General features: G+C 64.8%; 12 protein-coding genes. 8 read left to right on the forward strand and 4 right to left on the reverse strand.

All coding sequences use genetic code 11. From position 1 onward, the window contains the following. Positions 1-2: 2 nt before the first annotated feature. From M0209_RS02160 to M0209_RS02195, 8 genes are all read left to right on the forward strand, one after another. The gene (locus M0209_RS02160; protein WP_258886588.1) at positions 3-2,162 is read left to right on the forward strand and encodes a phage tail protein; all 2,160 of its coding nucleotides are present in this window, start codon (positions 3-5) and stop codon (positions 2,160-2,162) included. 13 nt (positions 2,163-2,175) lie between these two features. Further along, positions 2,176-2,676: a DUF2793 domain-containing protein gene (locus tag M0209_RS02165; RefSeq protein WP_258886589.1), complete on the forward strand. Its 501-nt coding sequence runs from the start codon at positions 2,176-2,178 to the stop codon at positions 2,674-2,676. Positions 2,677-2,865: 189 nt separating this feature from the next. Then, positions 2,866-3,981 (forward strand): OmpA family protein, encoded by a 1,116-nt coding sequence (locus M0209_RS02170; protein ID WP_258886590.1) that lies wholly within the window; start codon positions 2,866-2,868, stop codon positions 3,979-3,981. Positions 3,982-4,121: 140 nt separating this feature from the next. Continuing rightward, positions 4,122-5,216, forward strand: coding sequence for a histidinol-phosphate transaminase (locus M0209_RS02175; RefSeq protein ID WP_258886591.1), 1,095 nt, complete (start codon positions 4,122-4,124; stop codon positions 5,214-5,216). A gap of 89 nt (positions 5,217-5,305) precedes the next feature. Continuing rightward, on the forward strand, positions 5,306-8,479 hold the full coding sequence (locus tag M0209_RS02180) for a cytochrome P450 (RefSeq protein ID WP_258886592.1): 3,174 nt from the start codon (positions 5,306-5,308) through the stop codon (positions 8,477-8,479). A gap of 11 nt (positions 8,480-8,490) precedes the next feature. Further along, positions 8,491-9,891 carry an amino acid permease gene (locus M0209_RS02185; RefSeq protein ID WP_258886593.1) on the forward strand — a complete coding sequence of 467 codons (1,401 nt, stop codon included), beginning with the start codon at positions 8,491-8,493 and terminating at the stop codon, positions 9,889-9,891. A 108-nt stretch (positions 9,892-9,999) separates the two neighbouring features. Further along, entirely contained in the window at positions 10,000-11,505 is a 1,506-nt protein-coding gene (locus M0209_RS02190) for a wax ester/triacylglycerol synthase family O-acyltransferase (RefSeq protein ID WP_258886594.1), read from the forward strand. Further along, positions 11,502-11,834, forward strand: a complete 333-nt coding sequence (locus M0209_RS02195) for a phasin family protein (RefSeq protein WP_258886595.1) — start codon at positions 11,502-11,504, stop codon at positions 11,832-11,834. Before M0209_RS02190 ends, M0209_RS02195 begins: the two co-directional genes overlap by 4 nt. 116 nt (positions 11,835-11,950) lie before the next feature. Here M0209_RS02195 and M0209_RS02200 read toward each other — a convergent pair whose 3' ends face one another. From M0209_RS02200 to M0209_RS02215, 4 genes are all read right to left on the reverse strand, one after another. Beyond that, a complete protein-coding gene (locus M0209_RS02200) occupies positions 11,951-12,745 on the reverse strand; it encodes a triacylglycerol lipase (RefSeq protein WP_258886596.1) in 795 nt (264 codons plus the stop codon). Between the two features lie 136 nt (positions 12,746-12,881). Next, positions 12,882-13,448: a GNAT family N-acetyltransferase gene (locus M0209_RS02205; RefSeq protein ID WP_258886597.1), complete on the reverse strand. Its 567-nt coding sequence runs from the start codon at positions 13,446-13,448 to the stop codon at positions 12,882-12,884. Beyond that, on the reverse strand, positions 13,445-14,512 hold the full coding sequence (locus M0209_RS02210; RefSeq protein WP_258886598.1) for an alpha/beta fold hydrolase: 1,068 nt from the start codon (positions 14,510-14,512) through the stop codon (positions 13,445-13,447). Before M0209_RS02210 ends, M0209_RS02205 begins: the two co-directional genes overlap by 4 nt. Continuing rightward, positions 14,512-14,850 (reverse strand): hypothetical protein, encoded by a 339-nt coding sequence (locus M0209_RS02215; RefSeq protein WP_258886599.1) that lies wholly within the window; start codon positions 14,848-14,850, stop codon positions 14,512-14,514. The genes M0209_RS02210 and M0209_RS02215 overlap by 1 nt, the downstream gene beginning before the upstream one ends. Positions 14,851-15,043: the final 193 nt, after the last annotated feature.

Consider the following 15,043-nt stretch of genomic DNA (forward strand, 5'->3'; position numbering starts at 1 on the left):
CGATGGCAACGCTCATACTGACAGCGGTCGGCAGTGCACTCGGCGGACCGATCGGCGGCGCCATCGGCGCAATTGCCGGACAGGCGATCGACCAGGCAGTGTTCAAGCCCGCCGCGCGGCAAGGGCCGCAGCTGACCGATCTGGCGGTGCAAACCTCGACCTATGGCGCGCAAATCCCGCAATTGTTCGGGCGCGTGCGCGTGGCGGGGACGGTGATCTGGGCAACCGACCTGATCGAGACCAAGAAGACGCAGAGCAACGGCAAGGGCAGGGCGGCGACCGACACCTATAGCTATAGCGCGTCGTTCGCGGTGCTGCTGTCAGGACGGCGCATCGTGCGGGTCGAACGCATCTGGGCCGATGGCAAGCTGCTGCGCGGGTCGGCGGGTGATCTGAAGGTCGAGCTGGGCGCGTTGCGGATTCACGACGGCGACGCCGATCAGGTGGTCGATCCCTTGGTCGCTTCGGCGGAAGGGACCGATGCGAGTGCGTGGCGCGGGTCGGCCTATGCGGTGTTCGAAGGGCTGCAACTTGGCGATTATGGCAACCGTATTCCGTCGCTGTCGTTCGAAGTTGTGGCAGACGAGGGACCGGTCGCGGTCGGGGCGATGCTTGCCGAACTGGCGGGGGTGAGTGCCGAACCGGGGCCGGGCGTCACCGGTTTTGCCGCGACCGGTGGCAGCGTACGGGCCGTCGCCGAGGCGGTGCAACCTGCCTTTCCGATGATTTGCCGGGATGAAGGCGGAGCGCATCTTCGCTTTGCGCCGGTCGCGGGAGCGTCCGTGGCAGCGCTCGATTTGGGCGCGAGCACGACGGCGGGTCGTGTCGCGAAAGTTGCGCGCGACATTGCATCGCTCGATACGACGGCGGCGGCACTGACCGTCGCCTATCTCGATCCGTCGCGCGATTATCAGGCAGGGCTGCAACGGGCGCGGCGCGAGGGACCGGGACTGCGCGACGAACGGGTCGATCTGCCCGCGACGCTGGATGCCGCTGCGGCCCATGCGATTGCCACGGGCGCGCTGGCGCGGCGCGGGATCGAGCGTCGGCGGGCCTCTGTATCGCTGCCGTGGCGGGCGATGGCGGCGCGCCCCGGCGACCGGCTGAGCATCGAAGGCGAGGCCTGGCGCGTCACCGAGCTGAGGTTCGAGCGGATGACCGTGCAGCTCGATCTGGTACGGACTGATGCGGCAGCGGCGAGCAACGCGGCGGTCGATCCGGGGCGCAATGTCGCGCAAGTCGACGCCGTGCACGGGCCGACGACCCTTCGGGTGCTGGACTTGCCGCCGATGGCCGACACGCCGGTTACGGTCCCGGTTCTCGGCGTGGTTGCGGCGGGCGTGTCGCCGGGCTGGCGGCGGGCGTCACTGCTGGCGAGTGTCGATGATGGTGCGAGTTATACGCCGGTCGGGACGACGGCGCTGCCAGCGACGATGGGAACGACGGCAACGGTGCTGGCCGCGGGCCCGACAGGGTTGATCGACCGGATCGACAGCGTCGAGATCGTATTGCTCAACGCCGCGATGACGCTGTCCGATGCCGATACCGCCGCGCTGCTCGCCGGAGCCAATCGCGCGATGATCGGCGGCGAGGCGATCCAGTTCGGACGAGCCGCCCCGGTGTCGTCCGGGCGCTGGCGGCTGTCCGAACTGTGGCGCGGACGACGGGGGACAGAGGACGCTGTCGCGACCCACGCGATCGGTACGCCGTTCGTGCTATTCGAGGAGGCGACGGCGCTGATCCTGCCCATGGCACAATCGGTGCCGGGGATACGCGTCATGGCCTCTGGCATTGGCGACTCGGCACCTTGGCCGCTGGCGAGTTGTGCGACCGTGATGCGCGCCATTCGGCCCTTGTCGCCTGTTCGCCCGACGGCGACCCGCTTGCCGTCGGGCGACACGGTCATCGGATGGACGCGACGGAGCCGGGCCGGTTGGGCATGGCGGGACGGCATCGAGGTACCGCTCGGCGAGGAGCGCGAGGCGTACCGAGTTAGCTGGGTGGGCGGCAGCGCGGAAACGAGCGAGCCGCTGTTCACCTACACGGCGGCGATGCGTGCCGCCGATATCGCTGGCGGGGCGACGGCCATGACTTTCACGATCTGCCAGTCGGGCGACGCGGCGCTTTCGCCGCCGCTCGGCTTCACCATCGATCCGATCTGACAGGGGAAAGGCAATGACACTCCAGACCGATCGCCTTGCGCTGCCATTACTGGCGACAGCGCAGGCGCAAAAGGAAATGACGCATAACGAGGCGTTGGCGCTGCTCGATGCCATTGTGCAGCCGGTGGTCGCCGCCGTCTCGCCCGCCAGCGTACCTACCGCACCTGTGCCCGGACAGGGGTGGATCGTCGGCCTGTCGCCCACCGGCGCCTGGTCGGGGCATGCCGGAGCGCTCGCCGTGTGGACGTCGGGCGGCTGGCGGTTCGTGGCGCCGTTCGAGGGTATGGTCGTGTGGAGCGCTGCCGACGCCATGCCGTTCAGGCGAACGGCAGCGGGGTGGATCGGCGGTGCGCTCACCGGCAGGACGCTGACGCTCGATGGCCTGCAAGTGATCGGCGCGCGCCTCGGGGCAATTGCCGGTCCCGTCGGCGGCGCGGTGATCGACTCGGAGGCGCGGTCGTCTGTCCTGGCCATTCTCGCTGCCCTGCGCACCCACGGGCTTATTGCGATTTAGCGCGCCGGACCACGAATATCGGGAACCTTTGCGAGGATCGATGGTTACGCCCCCCGTTCCAGTCGGCATTACCTGTGACTTGTGCGACATTTCGGCAACAATTTGACCGATTTGGGCGCTTGCACCGCAGCACTGCTTTGGCTAGGGCATTCAACGCTGTCCATCGTGACAAACGGAAAGGGGATTTTTATGCGGAAGCTTGCCATTGCCATGGCGCTTGCCTCCACCGCGATTGCGGGCCCGGCGCTCGCTCGCGACAAAGCCTGGTACATCGGGGTCGAAGGCGGTGCCGCGATCGTCGAAGATATCAGCTTCGACATCGGTACCACGGTCGGTGCCGCCAAGGCCGACATCAAGAACGCGTATGATGTCGACGGCATCATCGGCTACGACTTCGGTGCGTTCCGCCTCGAAGCCGAAGTGGGCTACAAGGAAGCCAAGAACGACGCGTACACCAGCACGCTGGCGACGTATCGTGCGCCGGGCGCCGCGAACGCCGGGGCCGGTACCGGACCGATGTCCGGTAAGACTTCGGTTCTCAGCTTCATGATGAACGGCTTGCTCGATTTCGGCGACGATTCGGGTGTCAGCGGTTTCGTCGGCGGCGGTGTCGGTGTTGCCCGCGTGAAGTATTCGAACTGGTCGATCAATCCGAACGGGGCGTTCATGAACGACTCGGATACGGGCTTTGCCTATCAGGTGCTGGCCGGTGTTCGTGCGCCGCTCAGCGACCACGTCGATGTGGGCTTGAAGTATCGCTTCTTCAACGCCGATGGCGTCGATACGATCGATGCGCTGGGCCGTGCGAACCGTTCGCGCTTCCGTTCGCACTCGATCCTCGGGAGCCTGATCTACAACTTCGGCGAACCGGCGGCTCCGCCGCCCCCGCCGCCTCCCCCGCCGCCGCCCCCCCCGCCGCCGGAGCCTGCTCCGCCGCCGCCGATGGCGACACCCTGCACTCCCGGACCGTTCATCGTGTTCTTCGAGTGGGACAAGTCGGACATCACGCCTGAGGCTGCCAGCATCCTCGACGGCGCGGTTGCCAACTACGCCAATTGCGGCTCGGCACAGGTCGAACTTCGCGGCTACACCGACACGTCGGGTACGCCCAAGTACAACCTGGGTCTCTCGCAGCGTCGTGCCGACGGTGTCAGCGCGTACATGCAGTCGAAGGGTATCTCGGGCGGTGTCATCACCACCAAGGCGCTCGGCGAAACCAACCTGCGTGTGCAGACCGCCGATGGCGTTCGCGAACTGCAGAATCGTCGCGTGGAAATCATGTATGGCGCTGGCGCCGGCATGTAAGCCACTCCGGTCCGCAAGGATTGGAAACGAAGGGGGCCGGTCGAAAGACCGGCCCTTTTTCGTTGGACGGCATAGGCTGGCCTGGCCGCCATCGCGTAATAATCTTGCGCTTCCCGCCTGACGCCGCGTAGGGGCGCGGCATGACTGCACCGCTCCCCAAATCATGGATCATGGATATCGCGCCCTATATTCCCGGTCGCTCGACCGGCGAGGGCGATGTGCCTGTGACCAAACTCTCGTCGAACGAGAATCCGCTTGGTACGTCGCGTGAGGCCGCAGACGCCTTTGCCGCGCACCGCGACGACTTGTCGCGTTATCCCGACGCCAGTGCCCATCGTCTGCGCGAGGCCATTGCCGCGCATCACGACCTCGATCCGGAGCGGGTGATCTATGGGACCGGCTCGGACGAATTGCTGCACCTGGTCGCTGGAGCTTATGCCGGCGCCGGCGACGAGGTGATCTATGTCCGCTATGGCTTTGCCGTATACGACATCGCCGCGCGTCGCGTCGGCGCGACGCCGGTTGTGGCGCCGGACAGCGAGTATGGCACCGATGTCGATGCGATCCTGGCCTGCGTGAACGAGCGTACGCGGATCATCTATGTCGCCAATCCGAACAACCCGACCGGTACTTACACGCCGCGCAGCGAAATTGCGCGGCTCCATGCGGCGCTGCCAGGGCACATCATGCTTGTCCTCGACCAGGCCTATGCCGAGTACCTCGAAGCGGATGAGGATGATGGCGGGCTCGAACTTGCGCGCACCGCTGCCAATGTCGTCGTGACGCGCACCTTTTCTAAAATTCATGGTCTGGCGGCCGAGCGCATCGGCTGGGGCTATGGGCCGGTTGAGGCGATTGCGGCGATGCATCGCATTCGTGCCCCGTTTTGCTGCACCACGGCGGGGCAGGAAGCTGCAATTGCTGCACTAGGTGCCGCCGATTTCATTACGGCCAGCCGCGACGAAAATGCGCGCTGGCGGGCCTGGTTCAGCGACGAAATCGCGAAGCTGGGTAACGCGGGCTTGCGCGCCGTGCCGTCGAAGGCGAATTTCGTGCTGGTGCTGTTCGAAGGCGCGCTGAGCGCCGAAGCGGCGTATCACGCGCTGATGCAGCGCGGCTTTATCGTGCGCTGGGTGCCGGGACAGGGTCTGCCGCAGGGGTTGCGGATGACCATCGGCACCGAGGCCGAAACGCGCGGCCTGATTGCGGCGCTGCGCGAGGTGGTCGAGGCGTAGGCGGTAGCACGATCGCCGCCGTTTCCGTTGATGACGGATAGAGATTGGCAGTCTAGGCTCTTCCTCGAGCGAGGGGGGCCGGAGAGCCGATGACCGATACTGCGACGATACCCGCACCGAAGACGCTGCCGCTGGTCGGCAACCTCCACCAGATTCCCAAGGCCGGGTTGATCGGGCACTTGCTCGGCGTATCCAAGGATTTCGTCGATCCCGGCATTTTCAAGCTGCGCTTCGGCAGCCGTGTTGGCATTTTCGTGACGCATCCCGATCTGGTCGCCGAACTGTGCGACGAAACGCGCTTCCGCAAAATCCCCGGACCCGGCCTGCGCGTCGTTCGTAAATTTGCCGGAGACGGGCTATTCACGGCGTTCAGTGAGGAAGCGAACTGGGGCAAGGCGCACCGTATCCTGCTGCCCGCGTTCAGCCAGCGGTCGATGCGCGGCTATTACGACCTGATCCTCGAGGTCTGCGACAAGCTCGTCGCCAAATGGACGCGATTGGCAGGCGAGGACATCCTCGTCGCTGACGATATGACGCGGCTGACGCTCGACAGCATTGCCATTGCGGGGTTCGGGCACCGCTTCGAAAGTTTCGAGCACGACGAACTCGACCCGTTCCTGCTGTCGCTGGGCGAAGCGCTGGGCGAGGCGCTGAACGTGATCACGCGGTTGCCGATCCAGCAAAAGTTCGCCAAAAAATCGACCGCGCAGTTCAACGCCGACATTGGGACAATGAACACACTGGTCGACGACGTGATCGCGCAGCGCCGCGCCAATCCGACCGATGCGAAAGATCTGCTCAACCTGATGCTGACCGCCGTCGATCCCGAAACCGGCGAGGGGCTGGACGACCTCAACATCCGCTATCAGGTGCTGACGTTCCTGATCGCCGGGCACGAGACGACATCGGGGCTGTTGACCTTTGCGTTCATGGAGTTGCTCAAGGCCCCGGCGGTGCTCGCCCAGGCCTATGCGGAGGTCGACCGCGTGCTGCCGGGCGATACGCGCCCTGCGTACGAGCATCTCGCGCATCTGAAAGTCATCGAGCGCATCGTCAAGGAGACGCAGCGGCTGTGGCCGACCGCGCCAGCCTTTTCGGTCGGGCCGCATGAAGACCAGGTGATCGGCGGCAAGTGGAAGCTCCGCAAGGACCGCCCGGTCAATATCTATGCGCCGGGCCTGCAACGCCATCCCAGCGCATGGGACGCGCCCGAAGAGTTCGATATCGACCGCTGGCTGCCCGATGCCGAGGCCGAACATCATCCGCACGCCTATAAGCCGTTCGGAAACGGCGCGCGCGCCTGCATCGGGCGGCAATTCGCGCTGGTCGAGGCCAAGCTCGCGATCGCGATGATCCTCCAGAAATTCGCGATCGCCGACCGGCGCGGTTACCGCATGACGCTCAAGGAATCGCTGTCGATCAAACCCGACGATTTCTGGATGCGGGTGCGGATGCGGAAACCCGGCGAGCGGCTGACCGTCGCCGAACCGGTCCGGATCGAGAGCGGAACCGGCGACATCGGCTCGGCAGCGGGCGCCGGGCAGCGGCTGTCGGTGATCTATGGCACATCGCTCGGCACCGCCCGCGACATTGCCGAGGAAATCGTCGAGCGCGCCAGCAACGACGGGTTCGAGGCGCGCGCCATTTCGATGGATGAGGCGCTGAACACGTTGCCCGAGGACCGGGTGATCGTGGCGGTGACTGCCACGTATAACGGCCGCGCGCCCGACAGTGCGCTCGCCGCCGAGGCCGCCATCGACGCAGGGCAATTCGCCGAGGCCAAATGGCCAGAAACGCGGTTTGCGGTGCTCGGCATCGGCAACTCGCAATGGCCGAACTATCAGGCCTTCCCGAAAAAAATCGATGCCGCATTCGAGGCGACCGGCGCGCAGCGGCTGTGCCCGCGCGGCGAAGCCAATGGCGATGGCGATTTCGACGGCGGGGTCGCCGCGTTCCTGAAAGACCTGTGGGCGGCGCTCGGCAGCAAGGGCGAGGCGGTCAAGGCCTCTGGCCTGTCGTTACAGGTTGTCGACGGGCGCGACGCGCGTGCCGCCGTGCTGCCCGATCAAGCAGTCGAAATGGAAATCGTCCGCAACGACGAACTGATCCGGCCCGCCGATGGCCTGTGGGACTTTGCACAGGAACCGCCGCGCGGCTCGACGCGGTTTATCACGGTCAAGCTGCCCGAGGGGCAGGTCTATGCGGCGGGCGACCATATCGCGGTCTATGCGCGCAACCGGAAGGAGCATGTCGATCTCGCCATCGAACGGCTCGGCGTGCCCGGTGCCATGCAGGTGGTGCCGTCGGGGTCGAGCGGGAGATTCCGCCATCTGCCGATAGGACGCACGGTGACAGTGCGGCAGTTGCTCACCGACTTCGTCGAGATCCAGGATCCGATACCGCGCCGCGCGCTCGATGTGGTGGTGGCACAAACGCGCTGTCCGAATACGAAGGCCGAGCTGGCGAAGCTGGCGGACGATGCTGCGTGGCAGGCGGAAGTCGCCGAAAAAAGGCTGACGCTCCTTGGGCTGCTGGTAAAGTATCCTGCTGCCGAACTCAGCCTCGACAGTTTCGTCGAACTGTCGTCGGCGGTCGCGCCGCGCTTCTATTCGATTGCCTCCTCACCGCTCGAGAGCCCCGACGCCTGCGATTTGATCGTCGGCACGGTGCAGGCACCCGCCTGGTCGGGGGTCGGCACGCATCAGGGTTTTGCCTCGACCCACATGCGCGACCTCGGAGTCGGCGAGCACATCTTCGCCTATTTGCGTCGGCCCAACCCGCCGTTCGCGCCGCCGCAGGACGGGGCGGTGCCGCTGGTGCTGATCGGCCCCGGCACCGGCTTCGCCCCCTTACGCGGGTTCATCCAGGAACGCGCCGCGCTCAACGCAACTGCGCCGTGTCATTTGTTCTTCGGCGCGCGGCATCCCGATCACGACTGGCTGTGCCGCGACGAAATGGAGCGCTGGGCCGCCGACGGGGTGATCGACCTGCACATAGCCTATTCGCAGGTGCCGGGGCATCCGCACCGCTATGTCCAGGACGCGATCTGGGCCGCGCGCGATGGGGTGTGGGACGTGGTGCAAAAGGGCGGCCAGATTTTCCTGTGCGGCGACGGGCGATTCATGGCTCCGGCGGTGCGCGACACGCTGATCCGCATCCATGCGGACAAGACCGGTGGGGATCACCTTGCAGGCTCGACCTGGCTCGAGGGGCTGATCGAGGACGGCGTGTATCATCAGGACGTGTTCGGGTTCGGGAAATAGGGGAAGCTGTCTTGAGTTCGCTGTTTCGCAAGAAAATCATCGTCCTCGGCGACGATCAGCCCGAGCATCACCGGCTCGCGCGCACGCTGTCTTGGCCGCATCTGGTCGCGCTCGGCGTTGGCGCGATCGTGGGCACCGGTATCCTGACGCTGATCGGCGTCGGTGCAGGCCTTGCCGGTCCGTCGGTGATCCTGTCCTTTGCCATTGCAGGCGGAATCTGTGCGTGCGCGGCGCTGGCCTATGCCGAAATGGCAACGATGATGCCCGCATCGGGCAGCGCCTATACCTATAGCTATGCGGTGCTGGGCGAGATCATTGCCTGGGTGATCGGCTGGAGCCTGATCCTCGAATATTCGCTGGTTGTCTCCACTGTCGCGGTCGGCTGGTCCGGCTATGCTGCACCGTTGCTGCACGCGACCTTCGGCTTTCCGATGGTTCTCGCACAGGGGCCCGAACTGGGCGGGATCGTCAACCTGCCTGCGGTGTTCATTATCGCCGTCGTCGCAGGGCTGCTCTGCATCGGCACGCGCGAAAGCGCGACGCTGAATGCGCTGCTCGTGGTCGTGAAGCTGATCGCACTGGCCGTATTCGTCGCGGTCGCCTTGCCGCATTTCAACGGCGCAAACCTCGAACCGTTCATGCCCTATGGCTTCCCCAAGGCGCTTGCCGCCGACGGCGTCGAGCGCGGGGTGATGGCGGCGGCAGCGATCATCTTCTTCGCGTTCTACGGATTCGATGCAATTTCGACGGCGGCGGAAGAGACGAAAAATCCCGGGCGCGACCTGTCCATCGGTATTGTCGGATCGATGCTGGCGTGCGTGGCGATCTATATGGCGGTCGCGGTGACGGCGGTCGGCGCGCTGTCTTACACGCGCTTCGCCGGTAGCCCTGAACCGCTGGCACTCATCCTGCGCGAAATCGGGCAGGGCGGGGCGGCGACCTTCCTAGCAGCCTCAGCCGTGATTGCGCTGCCGACGGTGCTGCTGGCGTTCTTTTACGGTCAGAGCCGTATTTTCTTCGTGATGGCGCGCGACGGCCTGCTTCCCGCCAGCCTTGCGCGCGTATCGGCGCGCGGCACGCCGGTGCGGATCACGCTGATGACTGCTGCCATCGTTGCGGTGCTGGCAGGGCTGTTGCCGCTCGGCGAGATCGCGGCACTCGCCAATGCGGGTACGCTGGCTGCGTTTGTTGCCGTCTGCGTCTGTCTGGTCGTGCTGCGTCGCCGTGCGCCCGACGCGCTGCGGCCGTTCACGGTGCCATTGGGCGTTCCGGTGGCGGTCGCAGGGGCGCTCGGGTGTCTCTATCTGTTCGCCAGCCTGCCGAGCCGGACCCAGCTCTATTTTCTGATCTGGAACGCCGTCGGACTGGCGGTGTATTTCCTGTGGGCACGTCGCCACGCTGTTGCTGTTTGAGCGCCTCGCAACAGGACAATCCGGCACCATTCGCACTCTTGCCGCGCGCGGCAAACCGGTCCAGCATGCCATCCGACACCGCGCCATAGAGCGCATGGGGAGAGCCGGATGCAACAGCTGAGCGGGCAGGACGCCAGTTTCGTCTACATGGAAACGCCGACGACGCCGATGCACATCGGATCGGTCGGTATCTACGACCCGTCGACGGCACCGAACGGCTTTGTGCGGTTCAAGGACATCCTGCAGTTCATCGAGAGCCGGTTGGGCGGCGCGAAGTCGTTCCGCGAACGTCTGGTGCGGGTGCCGTTCGACATCGACCACCCCTATTGGATCCAGGATCCCGATTTCGACATCGAATATCACGTCCGGCACATTGCGCTGCCGTCGCCCGGCGACTGGCGGCAATTGTGCATCCAGGTTGCGCGGCTGCATTCGCGCCCGATGGACCTGACCAAGCCGCTGTGGGAATTCGTGATCGTCGAGGGGCTCGACAATATTCCGGGCCTGCCGAAGGGTTGCTTTGCGCTGGTCGCAAAGGTCCATCACGCCGCCATCGACGGCATGTCAGGTGTCGAAATGTCGGCGGCGGTCCACGATCTGTCGCCCGACAAGTCGAACCGTTTCCCCGAGGAAGAATGGAAGCCCGACAGCAAGCCCGGCATCGCCGACCTTCTCATCAGCGGCTATTTTAACGCGCTGCGCCAGCCGCAGAAGTACCTCGAGACGGTGGCGCGCTCGGTGCCCGGCATCGCGCGGTTGGCGAGCGAACTGACCAAGGGCGATCTGTCGATTGCGGGCGCGCGGGTGCCGCCAAAGACGCGCTTCAATGCCAAGGTGTCGTCGCACCGGGTGTTCGACGGGGTGCCGTTCCCGCTCGACGATGTGCGTGCAATCAAGGAAGCATTGCCGGGCGCGACGGTCAACGACGCGATCCTCGCCATTATCGGCGGCGGCCTTCGTATCTATCTCGAGGGCAAGGGCGAACTGCCCGAGGCAAATTTGACCGCGATGGCCCCGATTTCGGTGCGGCAGGAGAATGAGAAGGCGGCGCTCGGCAATCTGGTTTCGGCGATGGTCGTGAGTCTGGGCACGCACATCGCTGATCCGATGGAACGGCTCGCGCATATCCACGCCGATGCGGTGAATTCGAAGGGGCTGACCAACGCCGTCGGCGCGCGGACGCTGACCGATTATTCGCAGCTAATCCCGAGCGGCCTCGCGGGCCTTGGCGCACGGCTCTACACGCGGCTCGGCGTCGCCAATGCAACCGCGCCGGTGTTCAATGTCGTCGCAACTAATGTGCCGGGCAGCCGGGTGCCGCTGTATTTTGCCGGCGCGAAAATGGTCAAGATGTACGGGCTGGGTCCGATCTTCGACTCGATGGGGCTCATCAACACCATTTATTCCTATGTCGACGAGATCGCGATCAGCTTTACCTGCGACCGCGACATGATGCCCGATCCCGATGCCTATGCGGCTGCGCTACGCCAGTCGTTCGGCGAGTTGCTCGCTGCGGCCAAGGCCGGACCGGCGGCTGCGCCCAAGCCCAAGGCCGCAGCAAAGAGAGCAGCAAAGTCCACCGCGAAATCCCGCAAGATCAAGGAGACAGCATGATGGCCAAGGGCGAGAAAATGAGCGAAAAGGCCGCAGAGAGCGTCAAAAAAGCAGGCAAGTCGCTCAAGGATGCGGCGACCAACGCTGCGGGCAATGCCGCCGCGCTTAACAACAAGGTGATCGACCACGCTGAGGCAAACACCCGCGCCGCATTTGCCGCGATGCGTTCGGCAGCGAGCGTCAAATCGGTGAGCGATCTCGCCAAAATCCAGACTGACTATGTCAAGGAACAGGGTGCCCGGTCGATGACTCAGGTCAAGGAAGTCGGCGACCTGATCGCGCAATTCGGACGCGACGCGATGGCAGCTTGGCGGCCGGGTAAGGACTAAACCAATCATGCCGTCATGCTGAACTTGTTTCAGCATCCACCCTTCAACATGCACGGCTGTTTTGGCGGATGGGTGGACCCTGAAACAAGTTCGGGGTGACGGCAGCCCTGATATTCTCAGTGAACCTTGTGCCCCGATGACGGGTACAGGATCGCTTTCAGCCCCTTGCGCTCGAACGGCTTCCACTCGCCCTCCGCCTGCGCCAACCGGTCGGCTACTGCGTAGAGCACTGTGCCATTGACCCCCAGCCCGCAATGGCTGCCGGCAACTTCGATATTGTCGGTCGTCGCGGTTTCGGGTTCGAGGCAATTCTGCCACGCAACGATGCCGTCGTATTTCGAGAAAATCGCGGTCGAGGGCACCGGTGGCGCCAACTCGCTTTCGTGCAATTGGCGCTGCGTGTCTTCGTCCTTGAGCCGTTGCCCGGTCATCCACTCATAGGCTTTCCAGACATTGGTCGCGCGCGGATCCCCAGCGAAGGGGGAGCCGAGCGTGATAACCTGCCGCACCAGATCGGGACGGCGGCGCGAGAGCTGACGGGCGAGTATGCCGCCCAAGCTCCAGCCAACGAGGCTGACTTTCTTGCCGGTCTTCGCGTAAATCGCTTCGAGGCGAGCAATCAGCTTCTCGCCTTCCCAGCCGATTGCCTTCGGACCGAGGTTGCGGCCCAGTTCCCAGGCGTGCGCGTCATAACCGAGCTGGCGCAGATAACGCCGCAGCACGGTCGTCGACAGGTCGGTCGTCGTGAAGCCGGGCAGTACCATCACCGGATGGCCGTCACCGCGTGGCGCGCTCAGCAGGAGGGGTGCCGCCACCGGAAGCGTCCCAAATTCGAAAACCGCGCGCCCGAGTTCGGTCAGCGCCAGCAATTTCGACGGCGGTGCAATCGGCTCATGTGTCTGTGCTTGCACGTAAAAATCCTTCTCGCGAACGGTCGCGGCTCTATTGGCTTGCGTACCTAACGCGCATCCTGCCCGAAAGGGCGCGCTTGTCGAGCGTTTTGTTGTGCAACCGATCGCTTGCAGCATTTGCAAGCAGCAATGGTGGTCAGACCAGCGCTTCGCGCCGTGCATCGCCGCGCCCGACATCGAGCGACAATATGGCGAGGTCGTGCAACGCGCCGTCGCGCCCCTTCACCTGATCGCGCAACATCGCCTCGCCACGAAATCCGGCTTCCTCGAACAAGGTGATCGCGCCGCGCTGGTCGGGGGTCATGCGGGCCATCAATTTGGTCGCGCCGCCCTCGCGCGCGAGCTCGATGCTGGCGTCGAGCAACGCGCGGCCGAGCCCCTTGCCGCGCATCGTCGCCGACACCAGCAGCCGTACCTCGGCGACATGCGGCGACCAGCCGAGCGGATCGCGCACGATGGCGGTCGTCGCCACCACCGTGTCCACGCCGTCGATCATGGCAGTGGCGACAAGACTGTCGATTTCGCCGGCGTTCACGGCGTCGGTCCACGCTTCGATCACACGGGCATGCTTGATGTCGCGGCTGAGGAACAGCAAGTCATGTTCGGGCAGCGATGCAGCAAACTCCGCCACGCCGGTCGCATCCGCGCGCGCGAACGGACGAATGCTGACCCAGATGCCGCCGCAGTCGAGTGTCGTCGTCATGTACTGCGTTCCCCCAGCCAGCGGTCGATCTGCGGCCATAGCCGTTTGATGGCATTGCCGCCCGCGACCAGGCTGACGTGCCCGCCCTTCAGGACGACCGCCTGCTTGTCGGTCGAGCCGACCATATCGATCAGCGGTTCGGACGCGGCAGCGGGGACAATATGGTCGTGTTCGGCGGTCACATGCAGGAAGGGCACGGTGATCCGCGACAGGTCGACGTCGCGCCCGCCGACGGTCATCGTGCGGTTCATCAGCGCGTTGTCCCACATCAGTTGCTTGGTCGTCTGGCGGAAATACTCGCCCGCCAGCGGCAGCATATCGGCGCTCCAGCGGTCGAACATGCGGTAAGATTTAACGAATTCGTCGTTCCAGAGGTTGTCCCACAGCCGGATATTGCCCGCGACGCGCTGGCCGGGGCGCAGCATATCGAACGAGGTATAGAGCATCTCGGCCGGACAATTGCCGAGCGTATCGACGAGCCGGTCGACGTCGAAAAACCGCTTGTCCGACCATGCCTGGAACAGCGGCATACCCTCGAAATTTACCGGAGTCGTGAACGTCACGAGGTTCTTGAGATTGTCGCCCGCGTAGAGGCTCGCCCACAGGATCGACAGCACGCCGCCGAAGCAATAGCCGACAACCGAAAGGTCGGGCTCGCCGGTGACCTCGGCAACCTTGGCCACGCATTGCGGCAGGAAATCGCCGACATAGTCTTCCATGCCCAAGTGCTTCTCGTCGGGGCGCGGGGCTTCCCAATCGACCATGAACACGTCGAAGCCCTGTTTCAGCAGGAATTCGACGAAGCTCTGGCCCGGCACCATGTCGAAAATATAGCCGCGGTTGGTCGTCGCCATGACGAGCATGACGGGGACGCGGTACACGTCGTCCACCAGCGGCTTGTAGTGATAAAAGCGCAGGGGCCCGCGCGCGATCAACGTCTCTTTGGCGCTCGCCCCCAGCACCGGCGCGGACGAAGCAAAATACTCCAGCCCCTTGATGTTGCGCAGCATGGCGCGTTCGAATTCGACCCGCGATTGTTCGAGCAGGTCGGGCGCGTCGCTCATCAGGCTGCCGGCTTGCGCCCGCGTGTCGGCTTGGGTGTGGCGGGGGCCGTGTTGCCGCCCCCGGCCTCGATCCGCGCCAATGCCGCTTCGATCCGCGTCAGCCGTTCGCCCAGCGCCTCGATCTCGCCCTTGCTCGGCATGTTGGCGGCGCTCAGCACCTTCGCCATGGCATCCTGCACCGCGTTCTGGACCTGCAGGCCCGCCGCCGTCGCAGAATGCATCGCCTGTGCCGCTTCCGGGCGGGCGAGAAACTTGCTGCCGTATTCGTTCGCCAGCCTTTCCCACTGGTTCACCGCGTCGCGGAACATGGCCATCGGATCGACAGGGGTCTGGGTCATTCTGCAATCGTCGTGCCGAAAGCGGCCGTGGTCAACCCCTGCCGCCGTCGCCCCCTATCTGAATACGAACAGATAGAGCAGGATGATGACCGGGATCGGAATACCGATCAGCCAGAGCAAGATACCCTTCAAGGCGAATACTCCCGCAAGGCCGGGCGATCCGGCGTTACGGCAGGGTAACGAAGAAGCGGCG

Origin of the sequence: Sphingomonas sp. SUN039 (assembly GCF_024758725.1) — a bacterium.
Lineage (GTDB): Bacteria > Pseudomonadota > Alphaproteobacteria > Sphingomonadales > Sphingomonadaceae > Sphingomonas_O.

Excerpts from the sequence above, each read along its gene's own strand:
- M0209_RS02160 (WP_258886588.1), top strand. The coding sequence starts at position 3 with ATGGCAACGCTCATACTGACAGCGGTCGGCAGTGCACTCGGCGGACCG.
- M0209_RS02165 (WP_258886589.1), top strand. The coding sequence starts at position 2,176 with ATGACACTCCAGACCGATCGCCTTGCGCTGCCATTACTGGCGACAGCG.
- M0209_RS02170 (WP_258886590.1), top strand. The coding sequence starts at position 2,866 with ATGCGGAAGCTTGCCATTGCCATGGCGCTTGCCTCCACCGCGATTGCG.
- M0209_RS02175 (WP_258886591.1), top strand. The coding sequence starts at position 4,122 with ATGACTGCACCGCTCCCCAAATCATGGATCATGGATATCGCGCCCTAT.
- M0209_RS02180 (WP_258886592.1), top strand. The coding sequence starts at position 5,306 with ATGACCGATACTGCGACGATACCCGCACCGAAGACGCTGCCGCTGGTC.
- M0209_RS02190 (WP_258886594.1), top strand. The coding sequence starts at position 10,000 with ATGCAACAGCTGAGCGGGCAGGACGCCAGTTTCGTCTACATGGAAACG.
- M0209_RS02195 (WP_258886595.1), top strand. The coding sequence starts at position 11,502 with ATGATGGCCAAGGGCGAGAAAATGAGCGAAAAGGCCGCAGAGAGCGTC.
- M0209_RS02205 (WP_258886597.1), bottom strand. The coding sequence starts at position 13,448 with ATGACGACGACACTCGACTGCGGCGGCATCTGGGTCAGCATTCGTCCG.
- M0209_RS02210 (WP_258886598.1), bottom strand. The coding sequence starts at position 14,512 with ATGAGCGACGCGCCCGACCTGCTCGAACAATCGCGGGTCGAATTCGAA.
- M0209_RS02215 (WP_258886599.1), bottom strand. The coding sequence starts at position 14,850 with ATGACCCAGACCCCTGTCGATCCGATGGCCATGTTCCGCGACGCGGTG.